The sequence below is a fragment of the Saccharothrix sp. ST-888 genome (assembly GCF_000955975.1).
In the GTDB taxonomy this organism is placed as follows: Bacteria; Actinomycetota; Actinomycetes; order Streptomycetales; family Streptomycetaceae; genus Kitasatospora.
Window position 1 is genome coordinate 60208 of the sequence record NZ_JYJF01000015.1, and the last position, 20270, is coordinate 80477.

Consider the following 20270-nt stretch of genomic DNA (forward strand, 5'->3'; position numbering starts at 1 on the left):
GTACGGGGATAACCTGCCAGACGGACGTGACGCGCGTGTTGATTGACGGTGCGCCCGAGGCTCCGCAGGCCGCAAGGCCGTACATCTGCGTACCTGCCCAGCCCCGACGACCCGCAGCGAAGATCCTGCCGTGGCACGCTCGTAGAGACACAATCCGCGACCACGAACAAGGACGAACACACGTGGACCTGTTCGAGTACCAGGCGAGGGACATCTTCGCCAAGCACGGTGTACCCGTGCTTGACGGCGATGTCATCGAGACCCCCGAAGCTGCGCGCGCGATCGCGGAGCGCTTCGGCGGCCGCGCCGTCGTCAAGGCTCAGGTGAAGGTCGGTGGCCGAGGCAAGGCCGGTGGCGTCAAGCTCGCCTCCGACCCGGCGGACGCCGTCGCCAAGGCCGAGGCGATCCTCGGTATGGACATCAAGGGCCACACCGTTCACAAGGTGATGCTGGCCCAGACCGCGGACATCAAGGACGAGTACTACGTCTCGTTCCTGCTGGACCGCACCAACCGCACCTTCCTGGCCATGGCCAGCGTCGAGGGCGGCGTGGAGATCGAGGTCGTCGCCGAGGAGAACCCGGACGCGCTCGCCAAGATCCCGGTCGACGCCAACGAGGGCTGCACCCCGGAGAAGGCCGCCGAGATCGTCGCCGCCGCGAAGTTCCCGGCCGAGGTCGCCGACCAGGTTGCCGACGTTCTGCAGAAGCTGTGGAAGGTCTTCATCGCCGAGGACGCCCTCCTCGTCGAGGTCAACCCGCTGATCAAGTCCGGCGACGGCAAGATCATCGCGCTTGACGGCAAGGTCTCCCTGGACGAGAACGCCGAGTTCCGTCAGCCGGAGCACGAGGCGCTCGAGGACAAGGCCGCCGCCAACCCGCTGGAGGCCGCTGCCAAGGCCAAGGGCCTCAACTACGTCAAGCTCGACGGTGAGGTCGGCATCATCGGCAACGGCGCGGGTCTCGTCATGAGCACCCTGGACGTCGTCGCCTACGCCGGCGAGAAGCACGGCGACGTCAAGCCCGCCAACTTCCTCGACATCGGTGGCGGCGCCTCCGCCGAGGTCATGGCGAACGGCCTGGAGATCATCCTGGGCGACCCCGACGTCAAGTCGGTCTTCGTCAACGTCTTCGGCGGCATCACCGCCTGTGACGCGGTCGCCAACGGCATCGTGCAGGCCCTGGCCCTCCTCGAGGAGAAGGGCGAGGCCGTCACCAAGCCGCTCGTCGTCCGCCTGGACGGCAACAACGCCGAGCTGGGTCGCAAGATCCTGACCGACGCCAACCACCCGCTGGTCGAGCAGGTGGACACCATGGACGGTGCGGCCGACCGCGCCGCCGAGCTCGCGAACGCCAAGTAAGGAAGGGGACAGAAACCATGGCTATCTTCCTTACCAAGGACAGCAAGGTCATCGTCCAGGGCATGACCGGCTCCGAGGGCATGAAGCACACCCGCCGCATGCTCGCCTCGGGCACCCAGATCGTCGGTGGCGTGAACCCGCGCAAGGCCGGCACCACGGTTGACGTCGACGGCACCGAGGTGCCCGTCTTCGGCACCGTCGCCGAGGCCATCGAGAAGACCGGTGCCGACGTCACCGTCATCTTCGTGCCGCCGAAGTTCACCAAGGACGCCGTCGTCGAGGCGATCGACGCCGAGATCGGCCTCGCGGTCGTCATCACCGAGGGTGTGCCGGTCCACGACTCGGCCGCCTTCTGGGCGTACGCCGGTGCCAAGGGCAACAAGACCCAGATCATCGGCCCGAACTGCCCCGGCCTGATCTCCCCCGGACAGTCCAACGCGGGCATCATCCCGGCGGACATCACCAAGGCCGGCAAGATCGGCCTGGTCTCCAAGTCCGGCACGCTGACCTACCAGCTCATGTACGAGCTGCGGGACATCGGCTTCTCCTCCGCTGTGGGCATCGGCGGTGACCCGGTCATCGGCACCACCCACATCGACGCCCTCAAGGCGTTCCAGGAGGACCCGGAGACCGAGCTCATCGTCATGATCGGTGAGATCGGTGGCGACGCCGAGGAGCGTGCCGCGGCCTACATCGCCGAGCACGTCACCAAGCCGGTCGTCGGTTACGTCGCGGGCTTCACCGCCCCCGAGGGCAAGACCATGGGCCACGCCGGCGCCATCGTCTCCGGCTCCTCCGGCACCGCCCAGGCCAAGAAGGAGGCCCTCGAGGCCGCCGGTGTCAAGGTCGGCAAGACGCCGTCCGAGACCGCCCGCCTGGCCCGCGAGCTCTTCGCCGCCAAGTGAGCCACGCGGCTCGGCGGTGACCGCTGAGCCGTAGCCGAGCGCGCACAGAGGCGCCCCCGCCCACCGGGCAGGGGCGCCTCTGGCGTTCCCGCAGTCCGCCCCTGCTGTGCGTCCCGGCTGCCGATTCCGACAGTCGGTGCCGGCGGTCACCACTCCCAGGCGGTGGGCCAGATCGGCAGGGGCGGGTTGGAGGGCGCGGCCGCCGGGCAGAGCCGCAGCTGCCCGCACTGCACGGCCGGCACGCCGACCGGAAGCGCGGACTGCGGCTGCTGCACCTGCTCGGCGCTCGACGGGTTCTGCTTGCCCGCCGCTCCTGCCGAGCCTCCCGCCCCTCCTGCTGCTCCCGCCGCTCCGGCCGTGGTGCGTGCGGGGCGGCCCGGTGGTTGCAGCCCCACGGGCGGGACCTTGGGCGGCCGTACCCGCAGCGGGGGCGGGGCGACCAGCGGCACCGGGTGGCCCGGTGTCGGGCCGCACCACACGGTACGCAGACCGGGTTCGCCGTCCGGGAGGAGCGGTCCCGCGCTGCCGCTGCCCGGACCCGTGCACAGCGGCGGTGGCACCGGAGCGGGCGGCTGCATCAGCCGCGACGGGCTGTAGCCGCTCCCCACCAGCACGATCGCCGTGCCCACGACCGAGACCACCAGCCCGGCGGAGGCACCCTGAAGCCCGCTGCGCAGCCTGCCCTGCACCTTCAGCCGCAGCGGCGAGGGCCGACGTGGTGCTGGACAGCCGTGCACCGCCGCCCGGTGCAGCAGGGTGGCCAGCTGCTCGCCGAACCCCGGTGCGGACGCGTCCGTCCCCACCAGGTCGGGCACGGACCGGACCAGCTCCGCTCGGGCCGCGCGCACCCGGGCCTCGGCCGCCGCCGTACTCGACTCCACCTCCGCCGCGACCTCGGGAGCGGGCAGCCCGAGCGAGTCGTGCAGCACCAGCGCGCGGCGCTGCGGGCGGGAGAGCCGCCGGAGCGCCTTGAGCAGCGCCCGGTCACGGGCCGTCAGCCGGTCCTGGTCGGGGTGCGGCGGCTGGTCCTCGCCGGCCGGGTGGACCCTGATCCGGGGACGCGGCAGATGCCAGAGGCGCCGGGTACGCCGGGGACCGCCCCGACGCCAGGGGGAGAGCGCGGTGTCGAAGGCGAACATCCGCACCCAGCGCTCCGGGTCCGGCAGCTGTGACACCTCGCGCCACCGGCGTCCGGCGACGCCGAGCGCCAGATGCACGACGTGTACGGCGCGGTGGCGGCAGCCGGTGAGCAGGAAGGTCTGCTGGACCAGCCGGGTGTGCGTGACGGTGCACAGCGCGTCGAAGTCGGCGAAGACGAGTTGCGGGCGGACCGGCGGGCCGTCGATCGGGTCGAACAGGATGCCGTTCGCGTCCTTCAGCGCCTTGGGGGCTCCGGCCGTTCCGGTGGGCTCGGCGATCGCCGGACTCTCCGGTGCCCACGAAGCGTCCTCCGGGCCTTCCCCTGCCTCCGGCCCGTCCCCCGCCTCCGGACTTTCCCCCTTCGGGACATCTGCAGGGCTCGTCGTGGCGGCAGCCGAGCCGGACGCCACCGCTTCGGGCGGCACCGGCCTGGCTGACGCCGCATCGAGCGCCACCGCTTCGAGCGCCACCGCGCCGGGCGTCGGCGCGTCGGGCCTCTTCGCTCCGGGGGGCGGCGGGGCCGGAGACGCGGGCACGGGGGAGACGAGCACGGCGGCCAGGGCGAGGGCCTCCTCCCTGGTGCGCATGCCCAGCTTCCGCATGCCCCGGTTCAGGTGGCTGCGTGCCGTGGTGGCGGCGATGCCGAGTTCCTTGGCGATCGCCTGGAGGTCCGTACCGGTGGCGAGCATGGTCAGGACCTGGGCCTCACGCGGCGACAGCACCCGGAGGAGCCTGGCTGCCTCCGGGTGCTCGCGTGCCGTGGTGGGTGTCGTCGTCACCGCATCACCTGGCGCCGACATGCGTGATGAATTGGCACATAACCAAATAATCCGGGACACGGCGAGTTTTTGCCGCTTGACGGGGCGCAGCGGGGTCGAGTTGGGACCATGAGGCCCATGACGCAGCTGATGGGCCGTCCAATTCTGGGCGTACCGGGTGAATTGGGTACCCGTCCGCTCCTCGCCGACCTGCTCACCGGTGTGCGGGCGGGACTGCTCACCCTGGCCGCGATCGGTGTCCCCGTGCTCGGGCTGTGGGTCTTCACCCCGTACGCGGACGACACGGCCTCCAGCGCGGGGCGGCTGGTCTGCGCGCTCTGGGTGCTCGGCCACGGCGGGCCGCTGACCGGCAGCGACCGGACCACGCCGGTGACGCTCACTCCGCTGCTGCCGACCCTGTTCACCGTGGTGCTGCTCTACCGGACCGGGGTGCACGTCGGACGGCGCGAGCCGGTCCAGTGGCGCGCACCGCTGGTGGTGTGCGCCGGGTATCTGGGGGTCGCGGCGGCCGTGGTGGCCGGGTGCGCGAGCGAAGGGCCGTTCCGGGCCCGCCCGTTGCTCGACCTGGTCGCGGTCGCCGGAGTGGTCGCCGCCGCGCTGCTGGGTGGAACGGCCGCCGAAGCGGCGCACCCCGAGCAGGGGCGGTGGCCGCAGTGGCTGGTGCGCTCCGGCGTACGCCTGCGGACCTGGTGGCCGGACTGGGCCGCCCCGGTCGGCGGCGGACCCGCGGTCCGACGGGCCGCCGCGGCCGGGGGCTTCGGCCTGGTGGCGGCGGGTGGACTGGTCCTGATCGCCGCGCTGCTGGTCGGCCTCGGCGCGGCCGGACGGTCCGCCCGGACCGTCGACGAGAGCGTGGCCGGGTACGTGGGCCTGCTCGTCGCCTGTCTGCTGCTGCTCCCCAACGCGGTGCTGTGGGCCACCTCGTACGCGCTCGGGCCCGGCTTCGCGGTGGGCGCCGACACGGTCGTCGCGCCGACCGGCACCCGGCTCGGACCGCTGCCGGACTTCCCGCTCCTCGCCCTGCTGCCGGACGGCGGTGGGGCGGGGTGGCGTCTGGTCGCGTGCGCGCTACCACTGCTCGCGGGAGTGGTCCCGGCGGTGCTGATCGGCCGTGCGGCAGCCGAGAGCCGGGAATGGACCCTGGCGGGCGGCGGGACGGATCAGGAGGAGGGGGACGGGCTCGACGCCAAGCTGGTGGCGGAACCGGCCGGCGGCCGGCCCTGGCACCCGGCGGCCACCGCGCTCGCCGCGCTCGGTGGTGCCCTGCTGGCCGGGGGCGGGGCCGCGCTCTGCGCCTGGTTCGCGGGCGGTGCGCTGGCGGGCGGGCGGATGTCCGAACTCGGACCGGTCCCGTGGCTGGCCGGGCCGGCCGCCGCAGGCTGGCTGACCGTGGTCATGCTCCCCGGAGCGCTGGTCACCCGCTGGTGGCTCACCCGTGGCTCCGGGCCGAGTTGGCGGGACCGGTGCGCGACCCTGGCCTTCCGCCGCGCCGCCCTGACCCGCCTGACCCTCCACCGCACGCTGACCCGGGCCGCCGACCTGCTGCCGCCCCGGCGCTGACCCGGCGCTGGCCCGGCACCGGCCCGACGCTGGCACGACCCAGGGTGCGAGGAACCGCACGAGGGCTGTACGCCGGTCCGGAGCCCGGTCAGGCAGCTCCTCGCGCCCTCGTGTCCCTGGCGCTGCCCGGTCGCGGGTACCGCCGGCCCACCCCGCTACTGGTTGGCGCCGTCGTAGAGGTCGACCAGGATCTTCGGGCCGAGGGGGCTGCAGCCCTGCTGGGCCTCCGCCGTGAGGGAGTCGCTCACACAGGTCACGTAGTCGTGGTAGTACAGGTTGACGCCGAGGAAGCCGAGCACGAAGAGCACCGCGACACCTCCCGTCACCAGGCCGCCCACCGCCGCCGGGGTCTGCGGGCGGACCGGCTGCGGACCGGTCGGCGGCGCACCGGCCGGACCGGCACCACCGACACCGGCCACACCACCAGCACCGGCACCGGCTGCACCACCAGCCCCCTCGGCCGCAGCCGCAGCGGCCTGCCGAGGGGCCCGCAGCGCGCTGACGCCCCAGTACAGGGCGAGCGCACCGAGCAGCAGGGCCACGTACGCGATGCCGATGACCACGCTGAACAGCGCACCCATGCCCGCGAGGAGGGCGTACCTGGAGCGGCGCTGGAGCGGGTCGTTCGGGTCGAACTTCGGTGCCTGCGGCGGCTGCGGGGCGGACCAGCGGCCCTGGTAGTGCGGGCTCCACGGGTGCGGCGGCGGTACGGCGGGGCGCTCGTCCTCGTCCTCGGGGGCGGCCGGGGGCTGCTGCGGGGTGCGCGGCTGCCACGGCTGATCGGGGGTACCCGCCGGCGGGGGCGCGAAGGGGTTGCGCTCGCCGGTGTCGTCGCCGCTGCTCATCGGGTCAGCCATTCCTTCTCGTCGGTTCGATCGGTTCGATCGGTGCGGTTGCCGGTACCCGATCGGTGCGGGCCGGAGCGCCGTCGGGCACGGGTCGGTGCGGGGCCGCGCAACCAATGATCCCGCAGCCCGTCGCGGGCCGTACGCCGCCCTGCCGACCTGGGTCCCCGGGCGGCCGCGCGGTTGATCGCCTCCGCTCCTCGGGTACCCGTCGGACTGGTGCCGCGAGATCCCCGTCTCAACTACGCGCGTAGCGCCGCCGAATGCGTACGGAGGGCCTCCGACCAGCCGTTATCGTGGTGACGGTCAGCAGCTCGGAAGGGTTCCCGGGGGTCCCGCAGCGCAGCGCATCTCCCGCGCCCGGAGAGCCGCCATTGACATGTTCGCCGCCAGTAGTGGCCCCACCGACGGTGGATGTACCAGCTGGGGGCACCTCCCGGCGAAGGCTGGGGGCGTAACGACGTACGGAGAATCGCGAAGTGGCCGCTGCTTCCGCCCAAGTCTTCCCGCCTCGTACGCCGGGCCCGGCCCGTCTGGTGGTTCTGGTCTCCGGTACCGGTACCAATCTGCAGGCGCTGATCGACGCCACCGCGGACCCCGCGTTCGGAGCCGAGATCGTCGCCGTCGGCGCGGACCGGGCCGGCATCGCGGGGCTCAAGCGCGCCGAGCAGGCGGGCATCCCCACCTTCGTGCACCGGCTGGGCGACCACCCCGAGCGCGCCGACTGGGACCGTGCGCTGACCGCCTCGGTCGCCGGGTACGAACCGGACCTGGTGGTCTCGGCCGGGTTCATGAAGATCCTCGGCGCCGGGTTCCTCGCGGCCTTCGCCGGACGGATCGTCAACACCCACCCCGCCCTGCTGCCCTCCTTCCCCGGCGCCCACGGCGTCGCCGACGCGCTCGCGTACGGGGTGAAGGTCACCGGCTGCACCGTCCACCTGGTCGACGCCGGGGTGGACACCGGGCCGATCATCGCGCAGGGCGTCGTCGAGATCGAGGACGCCGACCACGCCGATGGCGGCGAAGCGCTGCACGAGCGCATCAAGACTGTCGAGCGCACCCTGCTCGTCGACATCGTGGGCCGCCTGGCCCGCGAGGGTCACCGCATCGAGGACCGAAAGGTATGGATCCCGGCATGAGTGCCAGCTCCACCACGCCCCCCGTCTCCGAGAACGTCCGGCCGATCCGTCGCGCGCTGATCAGCGTGTACGACAAGACCGGTCTGGAGGAGCTGGCCCAGGGCCTGCACGCCGCCGGGGTCACCATCGTCTCCACCGGCTCCACCGCCGGGCGGATCGCCGCCACCGGTGTCCCGGTGACCGAGGTCTCCGAGCTGACCGGCTTCCCGGAGTGCCTGGACGGGCGGGTGAAGACGCTGCACCCCCGCGTGCACGCCGGCGTGCTCGCCGACCTGCGCCTGGAGTCGCACCGGGCCCAGCTCGCCGAGCTGGAGATCGAGCCCTTCGACCTGGTCGTGGTGAACCTGTACCCGTTCAAGGCCACCGTCGCCTCCGGCGCGACCCCGGACGAGTGCGTCGAGCAGATCGACATCGGCGGCCCGTCGATGGTCCGCGCCGCCGCCAAGAACCACCCCTCGGTCGCCGTGGTCGTCGACCCGGCCCGCTACGGCGACGTGCTGAAGGCGATCGGCGAGGGCGGCTTCGACCTGCTGACCCGCAAGCGCCTCGCGGCCGCCGCCTTCGCGCACACCGCCGCGTACGACGTGGCCGTGGCCAACTGGTTCGAGTCCTCGGGCTACACCGAGACCGAGGACGCCTTCCCGGCCTTCCTCGGCGCGAGCTACGAGCGCCAGAACGTGCTCCGCTACGGCGAGAACCCGCACCAGGGCGCCGCGCTCTACAGCGACGGCACCGGCGGCCTGGCCGGCGCCGAGCAGCTGCACGGCAAGGAGATGTCCTACAACAACTACGTGGACACCGACGCCGCCCGCCGGGCCGCGTACGACCACGCCGAGCCGGCCGTCGCGATCATCAAGCACGCCAACCCGTGCGGCATCGCCACCGGTCAGGACGTCGTCGAGGCGCACGCCAAGGCGCACGCCTGCGACCCGCTCTCCGCGTACGGCGGCGTGATCGCGGTCAACCGTCCGGTCACCGTCGAGCTGGCCGAGCAGATCGCCCCGATCTTCACCGAGGTCGTCGTCGCCCCGGCGTACGAGGACGGCGCGGTCGAGGTGCTGGCCCGCAAGAAGAACATCCGGGTGCTGCGCGCCCCCGAGGCCCCCTGCAACCGCAAGGAGGCCCGCCCGATCTCCGGCGGCGTGCTGCTGCAGCAGACCGACCGGATCCACGCCGAGGGCGACGACCCGGCGAACTGGACGCTGGCCACCGGCGACGCCCTCTCCGAGGCCGAGCTGGCCGAACTGGCCTTCGCCTGGCGGGCCTGCCGGGCCGTCAAGTCCAACGCCATCCTGCTGGCCAAGGACGGCGCCTCGGTCGGCGTCGGCATGGGCCAGGTCAACCGGGTGGACTCCGCCAAGCTGGCGGTCAGCCGCGCCGGTGAGCGCGCGCAGGGCTCGTACGCCGCCTCCGACGCGTTCTTCCCGTTCCCGGACGGCCTGCAGGTGCTGATCGACGGCGGCGTCAAGGCCGTGGTGCAGCCGGGTGGTTCGGTCCGCGACGACGAGGTGATCGCGGCCGCCGCGGCCGCCGGGGTGACGATGTACCTGACCGGTACCCGGCACTTCTTCCACTGATCAGCTGATCCGGTTGCCAGTTGACCCGGTTCCCAACTGATCCGCCGACCCGCTGATCCGACGCCGAGGGCCCGTACTTCCGCAGGGAAGTACGGGCCCTCGGGCGTGGTGGTGCGTCTTACTGCGCCTTGACGACCACGGTGCTCATGATCTTGTCAGAGAAGGTCTGCTTCTTCGCGTCCCACAGCGGCCACAGGTAGCCGACACAGCAGCTGAACGTGTCGAGCAGGTGCAGCGCCTCACGGGCGAAGGCCGCGCCGAAGCTCAGCGGCTGGCCGGTCGCCTCGTTCACCATGCGGATGTTGACGGCCTTCTGACCCAGCGACTGGCCCATCGAGCTCTTCATGAAGGCGAGGACCGCCCAGATGATGATGGCCACGACGCCCTGCAGCACGTTGTAGACGGCCGGGCTGACGCCGCCGGTGGTGGAGGTCACACAGTGGCCGCCCTGCCCGATCGCCGAGCAGTCCACGGTGGTCTTGCCGCGGATCATGAACAGGATGATGCCGGGGATGATGCCGATCACGATCGAGTCGATGATGCGGGCGACCACGCGGCTGCCCCAGCCCGCGTAGAAGTTCTGCACCATGCCGGCGCCGCCGTACGGGCCCTGCTGCTGCGGGATGCCGTAACCGGGCTGCGGGGCTCCGTAACCCGGCTGCGGGGCGCCGTAGCCGGGGGCCGGGGGCTGCTGCGGGTAGCCGTAGCCCGGAGCGGGCGGCGGGGCCTGCTGCGGGTAGCCGTAGCCGGGCTGCGGGGGCTGCTGGCCGTACGGGTTGTTCGGGTCGGGCGGGTAGCTCATGGATGCCTCCGAGCAGGATGGGACATGGGACGGGTGGACAGGGAAAACCCTCGGGACGGACGGGCAGTTGAGCGTGCCGACCGGGTGGGACACTAGCGGACCCGCCTGACAGCCAGACAGGGTTTCCGGCGCCAGGGATCCGTAGGCTTCAGGGGCGGATGATGCCGAACCGGCACAACTCCCAAACCCAGGCGACCGTCAGGGCGGTGCCGATCAGGAGGTTGCGGTGCCGGTCGGGCAGTTGCCACCACCAGCGTCCCGGTCCGAGCGGTGCGACCAGGAGGCCGAGGGCGGCCACCACCGTGACCGGGTTCGCGGCCAGCGCGGCCGACCAGTGCCCGTGTCCGGCCTCGATGAAGACCGTGGTGCTGCCGCAGCCCGGGCACGGAATCCCGGTGAACCGGCGCAGCATGCAGAGCGAACCGGGGTCGTGCACGTCGTGCAGCCGGGCCACCACCAGCGCTGCCGCGCCGCCGCCGCCGAGGCGCAGCGCGACCCGCAGCAGGCCGCCCGAGAGCCGGTCGGCCGACCGGCGCCAGCGCCCGGTGAGGCCGCCCACGAGGTTCGTCGCGCTCATACCTGGTGCGGCCACGGCTATTTGGAGATGACCAGGTAGAAGACGACCAGTGCCACCGAGATCAGCACCGCCAGGGTGTTGAGCACGATCCCGCCGATCGCCGGGGTCCGGCCGACTCCGGTGGTGTTGGACCGGTTCAGTCCCGCGATGCCGACCCCCAGGCCGATCAGGCCCAGGAAGCCGCCGTAGACGCAGGAGGCCAGCACGGCGACGAAGCCGAGCGCGATCGAGGCGGTGGCCATCGTGTTGGGCTGCGCCGCGACCGGCGGTGCCCCGAACTGCAGCGGCTGTGGCTGGGGTTGCTGCGGGTAGCCGTAACCGGGCTGCGGCTGCTGCTGGTACTGCGGTGCGCCGTAAGGTTGTTGCGGCTGCGGCGGCCCGTAGCCGCCGTACGGATCGGGCGGCGGTGTCTGGTACGGATTGCTCACGTGTGCTTCTCTTCCCCCGGGTTCTCCCCGTCGTCTCCTACCGCCTGTCATCGGACGTAGCGGTCGATGGCGGAGATTACAAGGCCCCTATCGTCAACCGGTCCGCGCGGCGGTGTCCAGCCGAGGCCCGGCCGAGCGCCCAACTGTGGCGCAACCGCAACCCGAAGCCCACGCTCCGTCCTTCGGATCGGCACTTTCTGCACGGCCGGGGTACGGCCGGGGTGGTGACGCGGGCATCCCGGCCGATCCAGGAGAATGGGGCCATGACTGCCCAGATTCTCGATGGCAAGGCCACCGCCGCCGCGATCAAGTCCGAACTGGCCGTGCGCGTCGCGGCCCTCAAGGAGCGGGGCATCGTCCCCGGCCTCGGTACCGTCCTGGTCGGCGACGACCCGGGCAGCCGCTGGTACGTGAACGGCAAGCACAAGGACTGCGCGGAGGTCGGCATCGCCTCCATCCAGCGCGAACTGCCCGCGACCGCCACCCAGGAGGACGTGGAGAACGTCGTCCGCGAGCTCAACGCCGACCCGGCGTGCACCGGTTACATCGTCCAGCTCCCGCTGCCCAAGGGCCTGGACCAGAACCCGGTCCTGGAGCTGATGGACCCGGACAAGGACGCCGACGGCCTGCACCCCACCTCGCTGGGCCGCCTGGCGCTCGGCATCGAGGGCCCGCTGCCGTGCACCCCGCTCGGCATCGTGGAGCTGCTGCGCCGCCACAAGGTCGAGATCAATGGTGCCGAGGTGGTCGTGCTCGGCCGCGGTGTCACCGTCGGCCGCTCGATCGGTCTGCTGCTCACCCGCAAGAGCGAGAACGCCACCGTCACCCTCTGCCACACCGGCACCCGTGACCTGGCCTACCACCTGCGCAAGGCCGACATCATCGTGGCCGCCGCCGGTGTCCCGCACCTGGTCAAGCCGGAGGACGTCAAGCCGGGTGCGGCCGTGCTGGACGTGGGCGTCAGCCGCAACGGCGAGGGCAAGATCGTCGGCGACGTGGACCCGGGCGTGGCCGAGGTGGCCGCCTGGATCTCCCCGAACCCCGGCGGGGTCGGTCCGATGACCCGCGCGATGCTGCTGAACAACATCGTCGAGGCGGCCGAGCGCCGCGCCGGTCGCTGAGTCGGATGGACCTCAAGGTGAGCCGGTCGCGCCGTCGGCCGGTGAAGACCACGGGCACGCTGCCCCCGGAGGGCTCGGGAACGGCGCTGCACCACAGCCACCCGCTGCCGGTCCGGCAGTGGCCGATAACCCTGGTCCTGGCAGTGGCCTGCGTCGGGCTCGCCATCGCCTGGTTCGGCGACTCCCGGGCCGGGCTGCTGACGAAGGTCGGACTGCTGACGGTCGGCGGTTCGCTGCTGCTGGCGGCCGTGCTGCGGCTGGTGCTGCCGGAGGTCGGCATGCTGGCGGTCCGCAGCCGGTTCACCGACGTCACCGTGCTGAGCTTCCTCGGTGCAGTGATCATGCTGCTGACCCTGGTCACGCAGCCGGATCCGTGGCTCCATCTGTCGGTGCTTGACAACATCGGGCAGTTGATCGGCCGCCAGCGGCACTGAGGCCGTCGGCGACGGCCGCCGGGAGCGGCCCGCCACGGGCTCCGGGAGGCGCCGGGCCCCGTCCGCAGCCGCGGGCGGGGCCCGGCGCGGTTGTGACGTAATAGCCAGGCCCTTGAACGCTCCGGGAGGTCGCCTTGCGATAACCTGGCGGCGGTTCTCTCGATGTCGAGAGATCATCCTCGGCTCCAGCGCGCCGACGTGCCTGGGGCACTGGCGATTTGCTGGAGAAGGTAGAAATGACTCGCACCCCCGTCAACGTCACCGTCACCGGAGCGGCCGGCCAGATCGGCTACGCGCTGCTCTTCCGCATCGCCTCGGGCCACCTGCTCGGTGCTGACGTGCCGGTGAACCTCCGTCTGCTGGAGATCCCGCAGGGCGTCAAGGCCGCCGAGGGCACCGCGATGGAGCTGGACGACTGCGCGTTCCCGCTGCTGCGCGACATCACCATCACCGACAACGCCAACGTCGCCTTCGACGGCGCCAACGTCGCGCTGCTGGTCGGTGCCCGCCCGCGGACCGCCGGCATGGAGCGCGGCGACCTGCTGCAGGCCAACGGCGGCATCTTCGGCCCGCAGGGCAAGGCCATCAACGACAACGCCGCGGACGACATCAAGGTCCTGGTGGTCGGCAACCCGGCCAACACCAATGCCCTGATCGCCCAGCGCAACGCCCCGGACGTCCCGGCCGACCGCTTCACCGCGATGACCCGCCTGGACCACAACCGCGCGGTCGCCCAGCTCGCCAAGAAGCTCGGCGTCACCGTCAACGAGGTCAAGCGCCTGACCATCTGGGGCAACCACTCGGCCACCCAGTACCCGGACATCTTCCACGCCGAGGTCGCGGGCAAGAACGCCGCCGAGGCCGTCAACGACGAGAAGTGGCTGGCCGAGGACTTCATCCCGACCGTCGCCAAGCGCGGCGCCGCCATCATCGAGGCCCGTGGCGCGTCCTCGGCCGCCTCGGCCGCCAATGCCGCCATCGACCACGTCCACACCTGGGTCAACGGCACCGCCGCGGGCGACTGGACCTCGATGGGCATCGTCTCCGACGGCTCGTACGGCGTGGAGGCCGGCATCATCTCCTCCTTCCCGGTCACCTGCAAGGACGGCAAGTACGAGATCGTCCAGGGCCTGGAGATCAACGAGTTCTCCCGCAAGCGCATCGACGCCTCGGTCGCCGAGCTGGTCGAGGAGCGCGACGCGGTCAAGGCTCTCAACCTGATCTGAGCCCGATCCGGCTCCGGGCGGAGCCGAACGCGACCGAAGCCGCGGCCGGATGTCTCCAGGGGCGTCCGGCCGCGGCCGTACACTGACCCACCGTGAGTGAAACCCTGCAGGACACCGCCCTCGTCCTGGTCTTCATCATGCTGGGCGGCCTGTTCAACGTCGCCGAGATCTCACTGATCTCGCTGCGCGAGGGCCAGATCAGGGAGCTGGAGGCCCGGGGCACCCGGGGTGCCGTCCGGGCCGCACACCTCGCCGCCGACCCCAACCGGTTCCTGGCCGCCGTCCAGGTCGGGGTCACCTGCATGGGGTTCCTGTCCGCCGCCTTCGGCGCGGACACGCTGGCCGGGAAGGCCGCCCCCTACATCGCCCGGCTGGGCCTGTCCGCCGGGGTCTCGGACGCCGTCGCGCTGGTCGGGCTGACCCTGGTGATCAGCTACGCCTCGCTGGTGCTGGGCGAGTTGACCCCCAAGCGGATCGGCCTGCAGCGGGCCGACTCGATCGCGGTGCTCGCCGCGCCGGTGGTCGACGTGATGTCCGTGGTGCTGCGGCCGGTGATCTGGCTGCTCGGGGTCTCCACCAACGTGATGGTCCGGCTGTTCGGGGGCGACCCCAAGGCCGGGCGCGGCAGCATGAGCTCGGAGGAACTGCGTGGCCTGGTCGCGGCCAACACCGAACTCGGCAGCGACGAGCGCGCGTTGATCGCCGACGTGTTCGACGCCGGTGAGCGCCAGCTGCGCGAGGTGATGGTGCCGCGCACCGAGGTCACCTTCCTGGACGCCGACCGGGTCCTCACCGAGGTCCGCGAGGAGAGCAACTCCTCCCCGCACTCCCGCTACCCCGTGGTCGAGGGCTCGTACGACGCGGTGGTCGGCTTCGTGCACGTCCGCGACCTGTACGGGGCCAAGGGCGGGCAGGCGGTGCGGATCCGCGACATCGCCCGTCCCGTCAAGCTGCTGCCCGCCACCAAACGGGTGCTGGAGGCGATGGGCGAGATGCGCCGCGAGGGCCACCATCTGGCCATCGTGGTGGACGAGTACGGCGGCACGGCCGGGATCGTCACCCTGGAGGACCTGGTCGAGGAGGTGATCGGCGAGATCCGCGACGAGTACGACGCCCAGGACACCACCGCCACCCGCCGGCTGGCCGGCGGCGGCATGGAGCTGGACGGCCTGCTCAATCTCGCCGACTTCGCCGAGGAGACCGGCGTCACCCTCCCCGAGGGCCCCTACGAGACCGTGGCCGGATACCTGGTGAGCGCGCTGGGACGGCTGCCGGCGGCGGGCGACCAGACGGTCACCGAGGACGGTGTCCGGCTCACCGTGGCCAAGCTCGACGGCCGCCGGATCGAACGCATCAAGGTGAGTGCCGTCACACTGTCCGATGCTCCGAGCGCAGACGTTTCCTGACTGGTCGGTGGAGCTGGAACAATGGCGCTCATGGTCAACGCAGCGGTCACTGGTCCGGTGAAGGACCGTCCCCGGGTGCTCTCCGGCATCCAGCCCACCTCAGGCTCCTTCCACCTGGGCAACTACCTCGGCGCGGTGCGCCAGTGGGTCTCCCTCCAGGAGGAGAACGACGCCTTCTACATGGTGGTCGACCTGCACGCGATCACCGTCGAGCAGGATCCGGCGACCCTGCGGGAGAACACCCGGATCTCCGCCGCCCAGCTGCTCGGCGCCGGGCTCGACCCCGAGCGCTGCACCCTCTTCGTGCAGTCGCACGTCCCCGAGCACGCACAGCTCGGCTGGGTGATGAACTGCCTCACCGGCTTCGGCGAGGCGTCCCGGATGACCCAGTTCAAGGACAAGTCCGCCAAGCAGGGCAGCGACCGCACCTCGGTCGGCCTGTTCACCTACCCGATCCTGCAGATCGCCGACATCCTGCTCTACCAGGCCGACGCCGTCCCGGTCGGTGAGGACCAGCGCCAGCACCTGGAGCTCACCCGCGACCTCGCGGAGCGCTTCAACACCCGCTACGCGCCGACCTTCACCATCCCGAAGGCGTACATCCTCAAGGAGACGGCCAAGATCCTGGACCTCCAGGACCCGACCGCCAAGATGAGCAAGTCGGCCGCCTCGCCCAAGGGCCTGGTCAACCTGCTGGACGAGGCCAAGGTCAGCGCGAAGAAGTTCAAGAGCGCCGTCACCGACACCGGCACCGTGGTCTCCTACGACGAGGAGAACAAGGCCGGCGTCTCCAACCTGCTGCGGATCCACTCCGCGCTCTCCGGCCAGTCGATCGAGCAGCTGGTCGAGCACTTCGAGGGCAAGATGTACGGCGCCCTGAAGACCGAGCTGGCCGAGCTGTTCACCGAGTGGGTCACCCCGTTCCAGGCCCGTACCAAGGCCTACCTGGACGACCCGGCCGAGCTGGACCGGGTGCTCGGCCTCGGCGCCGAGAAGGCCCGCGAGGTCGCCGCCGAGACCCTGGCCACGGTCTACGACCGCATCGGCTTCCTGGCGCCGAAGCGCTGACGCGCTGATGCCCTCGCGCTCACTCCCCGATGGCGGCGACCTCCCGGAGGTCGTCACCATCGGGGTGTCCATAACCGTCCCGGAACCGTACGGCAGTGCCATCCAGGACGCCCGCGACGGCCACGGCGACCCGCTCGCCCGTTCGATACCCACCCATGTCACCCTGCTGCCGCCGACCGAGGTCCCCCGCGACCGGCTGCCCGACATCGAGAAGCACCTGAGCGCGGTCGCCGCCGGGCACGCGGCCTTCCCGATGCTGCTCCAGGGCAGCGGCACCTTCCGGCCCGTCTCCCCGGTGGTCTTCGTCCGGGTCGAGGAGGGCGCCCAGGAGTGCCGGGTGCTGGAGGCCGCCGTGCGCTCCGGGCCGCTCGCCCGCGAACTCGCCTTCCCCTACCACCCGCACGTCACGGTCGCCCACGGCCTCGCCGACGAGGTCCTCGACCTGGCGTACGAGAAGGCCCGCGCCTTCCACGCCGCCTTCGCCGTACCGGGCTTCTGCCTCTCCCGCTTCGACGCGGACGAGGTCTGGCGGCCCTGGCGCGGCTACACCTTCGGCCGCGGCTGAGCCACCCCGCCCGTTCGCGGTACGGAACGGGCGGCAGAACGACCCCGGCGTCGCCGGGATCGCGGACAGCTCGAGACCAGCCGGAGGCGGACGGACGCGCTAGCGGTCCAGTAGCGCATCCACCACTCGGGACGCGGCCCGGCCGTCGTCCAGGTGGCAGTAGCGCTCGCGGAACGCCGCGTACCGGTCGGCGTGTTCGGCGGCCACCGCGTCCACCCGGCCGAGTGCCGCGATGAGCTCCGCCGAGGTGGCCAGCAGCGGTCCCGGGGCCTCGGCCTCGAAGTCGAAGTAGAAGCCGCGCAGGTCGTCCCGGTAGTGCGCGAGGTCGTGGGTGAAGAAGAGCATCGGGCGGCCGGTGTTGGCGAAGTCGAACATCGCCGAGGAGTAGTCGGTGACCAGCACGTCGGTGATCAGCAGCAGTTCGGCCATGTCGGGGTAGTCGCCGACGTCGTACAGGAAGCCGTCGCCGCAGCCGGGCGGACGCTGGAGCACATGCGCGTGCGGGCGCACCAGCACCACGTGGCCGGCGCCCAGCGCGGTCCGCGCGGCGTCCGTGTCGAGCCGCAGGTCGAGCCGGTAGCCGTCGCCGCTGCGGGCGTCCTCGCGCCAGGTGGGCGCGTAGAGGACCACCCGCTTGCCGTCGGGGATGCCGAGGCGGCGCCGGACGGCCGCGGCCGCCCCGGCGTCGGGGCGGGCGAGCAGGTCGTTGCGCGGGTAGCCGCTCTCCAGGATCTCACCGGGGTAGCGGAAGGCCCGGCGCAGGATCGGGGTGCTGAAGGAGTTGGGGGACAGCAGCAGGCTCCACTGCGGCACTTCGCGGGCGAGGCGCTCCAGGTAGCCGTCGTCGTCCAGCCAGCCGGTGTCGACGTCGTGGGCGATCCGCTTCAGCGGGGTGCCGTGCCAGGTCTGGAGGACCACCTGTCCGTCCCGGCGCTCGACGAACTCCGGGAAGTGGGTGTTGCCGACCAGGTACCGGCTGGTGGCGAGGGCGTCGTACCACTCGGGGCTCCAGACGGTCACCGGCTCGACGCCCTCGGGCAGTTCGGCCTGGGCGTCCTCCACGGTCCACAGGTGGCGCAGCCCGGGGGCGCGCCGGGTCAGTTCGGCGTGGATCGCGCGCGGGGAGTCGGCGTACCCGCGGCCGCCGAAGACGTCGTACAGCACGGCCTCGTGCAGCGGGCGGCGCCGGGCGGCCGGGTAGCGCCGGTCGCGCAGCTGGAGTTGGCGGTGGGCGCTGCGTTCGGCGGCCGGCAGGACGGGGGTGGAGTCCAGGATCAGGGTGTCGTGCCAGCGCCGTTGCAGCAGGATGCGCTTGCCGTGGGTCTCGGCCGGGAGCGGCAGGACGCGCAGCACGTCCGGGGCGAGGACCACCGGCTGCTCGCTCGCGGGATCGCCCGCAGGCCGGATCAGCACGTCCCAGACGCCCTTGCGCAGCGGCAGCCGCCCGCCGTACGAGGTGGGGACGGTGAGCGGCACCCGGACCTGGAACCGGTCGTCGGGCAGCGGTTCGAGCGCGAGCCGCTGTTCCCCGCAGCCGCCGCCGTGCCGCAGCACCAGTTCGTGCGCGGCGGCCCCGGGCTGCGGGAAGTGACCGGTGAGCAGGAAGCCCTCGGGGGTCGAGGCGAGGGTGTCCACCATCGGGACGCAGTTCTGTTCGCACAGTTGCAGGTGGCTGTCGGCGAGGTGCTTGAGGCGGAGCGTCCGGCCGTGGGCCGGGAGCGCGAACTGGGCGGGGAGGGCGCCGGAGCGGTGGTCGAGGACGAGGGGCTCGGCCCGTCCGTCCGGGTAGTGCAGCACCGGGTCCCAGTGGGCGGTGCCGGTCGGGTCGGGCGCGGGCCGGCCGCTGCGCTCGAAGGCGCCGAGCGGGATCCGGACGGTGAGGCTGCGTCCCGGCCCCGGCAGGACGGGCAGCGCGATGACGGCCGGGGACTGGCGGTGGCTGAGCCGGACCGTCGCGCCCTCGGCCCGCCGGCTGCTCAGGCAGGCCAGCTCGACGCTGTCGCCGACCGTACGGGTGGCGCTGACCCGGGCGCGGGCGGTCTCGACCCGCAGGTGCAGCTGGTCGTCCCGGAAGTACGGGATGGCCTGTACGCCGTCGGCCACCCAGGCGGCGGGCGGGTACTCGCCGGAGCCGCACCAGTGGGCGGTGAAGTCGCCCGGCCGGGGCCGCAGTCCGTCCAGCAGGAGGCCGCCGATCCGCCAGACGCCGTCCTCCCAGCGCCCGCCGCGCCGCAGCACCGCCGGGTCGATACGGACCGCGAACCCGGCCCAGTCGAGGTTGAGTTCGGGTTCGGCGAGGTCGTCGGTGACCTCGGGGAGGTAGCGGGGCGTGGTGCGCAGCACGGTGAGGCGGCGCTGGTCGGGGCGGTGCAGGGTGATCAGGGTGCGGACGGCGCCGAGGTGGTCGGCGCTGCGGCCCGGAGCGTGGGCGTGGCCGACGAGTTCGAGCAGTCCGTCGACCCAGGCGGCGGAGCGGATCCCTATCCGGGGGGCCTGGTCGGGCGGGGCTGCGAGTGCCGTCCGGCGAGGGAGCGGGACGGAGAGTCCGAGGGATCTGGCAAAGGAAGGTCGAGGCACCGGAATGCCCTTCGCGCTGCGGGAGTCGAGAGCCCTGCTGATATTCCGCTATTGGACACCACGGCCGTCCGGCGGGTCAATTTTCAAATGAAAGCGACAATATGGCGGCCGGGAATTCGTAAGAAATGCCCGACCGCCATATTGTCAGTTCTTCAGCAGCGCATCCACCACTCGGGACGCGGCCCGGCCGTCGTCCAGATCGCAGTAGCGCTCGCGGAACGCCGCGTACCGGTCGGCGTGTTCGGCGGCCACCGCGTCCACCCGGCCGAGCGCCGCGACGAGCTCCGCCGAGCCGGCCAGCAGCGGTCCCGGGGCCTCGGCCTCGAAGTCGAAGGTGAAGCCGCGCAGGTTGTCGCGGTAGTGGGCGAGGTCGTGGGTGAAGAAGAGCATCGGGCGGCCGGTGTTGGCGAAGTCGAACATCGCCGAGGAGTAGTCGGTGACCAGCACGTCGGCGATCAGCAGCAGTTCGGCCATGTCCGGGTAGGTGCCGACGTCCCAGAGGTAGCCGTTCCCGGCGTCCGGGATCTGGCCGCACATCAGCTCGTGGCTGCGGACCAGCAGCACCTGGTCCTCGCCCAGCGCGGCCTGCGCGGCGGCCAGGTCGAGCCGCAGGTCCAGCTGGTAGCCGTCCTGCGGACGGCGCCGGTCCTCGCGGAAGGTCGGCGCGTACAGCACCACCTTCTTGCCCTCGGGCAGGCCGAGCCGCTCGCGGACCCGCTCGGCGGTCTTCTCCCGGTCGCTCGCGAAGAGCAGGTCGTTGCGC

The 20270-nt window shown here is 72.1% G+C and carries 18 protein-coding genes; 11 read left to right on the forward strand and 7 right to left on the reverse strand.

Annotated elements, in window-relative coordinates; all coding sequences use genetic code 11:
* Positions 1-182: 182 nt before the first annotated feature.
* Together sucC and sucD are read left to right on the forward strand one after the other, a co-directional pair.
* Positions 183-1358 carry an ADP-forming succinate--CoA ligase subunit beta gene (gene sucC, locus UK12_RS08585; protein ID WP_045301381.1) on the forward strand — a complete coding sequence of 392 codons (1176 nt, stop codon included), beginning with the start codon at positions 183-185 and terminating at the stop codon, positions 1356-1358.
* Positions 1359-1375: 17 nt separating this feature from the next.
* Positions 1376-2263 carry a succinate--CoA ligase subunit alpha gene (gene sucD, locus UK12_RS08590; RefSeq protein WP_045301383.1) on the forward strand — a complete coding sequence of 296 codons (888 nt, stop codon included), beginning with the start codon at positions 1376-1378 and terminating at the stop codon, positions 2261-2263.
* 146 nt (positions 2264-2409) lie between these two features.
* On the opposite strand, the gene UK12_RS36405 is transcribed toward sucD, so the two are convergent.
* On the reverse strand, positions 2410-4182 hold the full coding sequence (locus UK12_RS36405; RefSeq protein ID WP_197084669.1) for a sigma factor-like helix-turn-helix DNA-binding protein: 1773 nt from the start codon (positions 4180-4182) through the stop codon (positions 2410-2412).
* 117 nt (positions 4183-4299) lie between these two features.
* On the opposite strand from UK12_RS36405, the gene UK12_RS08605 reads away from it, so the two are divergent.
* The gene (locus UK12_RS08605) at positions 4300-5742 is read left to right on the forward strand and encodes a cell division protein PerM (RefSeq protein ID WP_156178606.1); all 1443 of its coding nucleotides are present in this window, start codon (positions 4300-4302) and stop codon (positions 5740-5742) included.
* Between the two features lie 155 nt (positions 5743-5897).
* Here the strand turns inward: UK12_RS08605 and UK12_RS39510 are convergent, their stop codons facing one another.
* The gene (locus tag UK12_RS39510) at positions 5898-6587 is read right to left on the reverse strand and encodes a hypothetical protein (protein ID WP_052681721.1); all 690 of its coding nucleotides are present in this window, start codon (positions 6585-6587) and stop codon (positions 5898-5900) included.
* 479 nt (positions 6588-7066) lie between these two features.
* On the opposite strand from UK12_RS39510, the gene purN reads away from it, so the two are divergent.
* Together purN and purH are read left to right on the forward strand one after the other, a co-directional pair.
* Positions 7067-7726 carry a phosphoribosylglycinamide formyltransferase gene (gene purN / locus UK12_RS08615; RefSeq protein ID WP_045301391.1) on the forward strand — a complete coding sequence of 220 codons (660 nt, stop codon included), beginning with the start codon at positions 7067-7069 and terminating at the stop codon, positions 7724-7726.
* The gene (gene purH / locus UK12_RS08620) at positions 7723-9303 is read left to right on the forward strand and encodes a bifunctional phosphoribosylaminoimidazolecarboxamide formyltransferase/IMP cyclohydrolase (protein ID WP_045301393.1); all 1581 of its coding nucleotides are present in this window, start codon (positions 7723-7725) and stop codon (positions 9301-9303) included. Before purN ends, purH begins: the two co-directional genes overlap by 4 nt.
* A gap of 118 nt (positions 9304-9421) precedes the next feature.
* On the opposite strand, the gene UK12_RS08625 is transcribed toward purH, so the two are convergent.
* From UK12_RS08625 to UK12_RS36410, 3 genes are all read right to left on the reverse strand, one after another.
* Positions 9422-10105 (reverse strand): RDD family protein, encoded by a 684-nt coding sequence (locus UK12_RS08625; RefSeq protein ID WP_045301395.1) that lies wholly within the window; start codon positions 10103-10105, stop codon positions 9422-9424.
* 148 nt (positions 10106-10253) lie between these two features.
* Positions 10254-10682 carry a DUF2752 domain-containing protein gene (locus UK12_RS08630; protein WP_082119437.1) on the reverse strand — a complete coding sequence of 143 codons (429 nt, stop codon included), beginning with the start codon at positions 10680-10682 and terminating at the stop codon, positions 10254-10256.
* 17 nt (positions 10683-10699) lie between these two features.
* Complete coding sequence (locus UK12_RS36410; protein ID WP_052681722.1) at positions 10700-11110, reverse strand: hypothetical protein; 411 nt, start codon at positions 11108-11110, stop codon at positions 10700-10702.
* Between the two features lie 263 nt (positions 11111-11373).
* Between UK12_RS36410 and UK12_RS08640 the strand changes: the two genes are divergently transcribed.
* The 6 genes from UK12_RS08640 to UK12_RS08665 all read left to right on the forward strand — a co-directional run bounded on the left by UK12_RS08640 (position 11374) and on the right by UK12_RS08665 (position 16930).
* The gene (locus UK12_RS08640; protein ID WP_045301397.1) at positions 11374-12231 is read left to right on the forward strand and encodes a bifunctional methylenetetrahydrofolate dehydrogenase/methenyltetrahydrofolate cyclohydrolase; all 858 of its coding nucleotides are present in this window, start codon (positions 11374-11376) and stop codon (positions 12229-12231) included.
* A 5-nt stretch (positions 12232-12236) separates the two neighbouring features.
* The gene (locus UK12_RS08645) at positions 12237-12665 is read left to right on the forward strand and encodes a DUF3017 domain-containing protein (protein ID WP_045301399.1); all 429 of its coding nucleotides are present in this window, start codon (positions 12237-12239) and stop codon (positions 12663-12665) included.
* 236 nt (positions 12666-12901) lie between these two features.
* Positions 12902-13891 (forward strand): malate dehydrogenase, encoded by a 990-nt coding sequence (locus tag UK12_RS08650; protein ID WP_045301401.1) that lies wholly within the window; start codon positions 12902-12904, stop codon positions 13889-13891.
* A 92-nt stretch (positions 13892-13983) separates the two neighbouring features.
* Complete coding sequence (locus UK12_RS08655) at positions 13984-15297, forward strand: hemolysin family protein (RefSeq protein WP_045301403.1); 1314 nt, start codon at positions 13984-13986, stop codon at positions 15295-15297.
* Between the two features lie 30 nt (positions 15298-15327).
* Positions 15328-16365, forward strand: coding sequence for a tryptophan--tRNA ligase (trpS, locus tag UK12_RS08660; RefSeq protein ID WP_045301433.1), 1038 nt, complete (start codon positions 15328-15330; stop codon positions 16363-16365).
* A gap of 7 nt (positions 16366-16372) precedes the next feature.
* On the forward strand, positions 16373-16930 hold the full coding sequence (locus tag UK12_RS08665; protein ID WP_045301404.1) for a 2'-5' RNA ligase family protein: 558 nt from the start codon (positions 16373-16375) through the stop codon (positions 16928-16930).
* A gap of 99 nt (positions 16931-17029) precedes the next feature.
* Here UK12_RS08665 and UK12_RS08670 read toward each other — a convergent pair whose 3' ends face one another.
* Positions 17030-19507 carry a CDP-glycerol glycerophosphotransferase family protein gene (locus tag UK12_RS08670; protein ID WP_052681723.1) on the reverse strand — a complete coding sequence of 826 codons (2478 nt, stop codon included), beginning with the start codon at positions 19505-19507 and terminating at the stop codon, positions 17030-17032.
* 144 nt (positions 19508-19651) lie between these two features.
* Positions 19652-20270, reverse strand: a 619-nt coding sequence (locus UK12_RS08675) for a CDP-glycerol glycerophosphotransferase family protein (RefSeq protein ID WP_045301406.1), incomplete at its 5' end; no start/stop codon positions are given.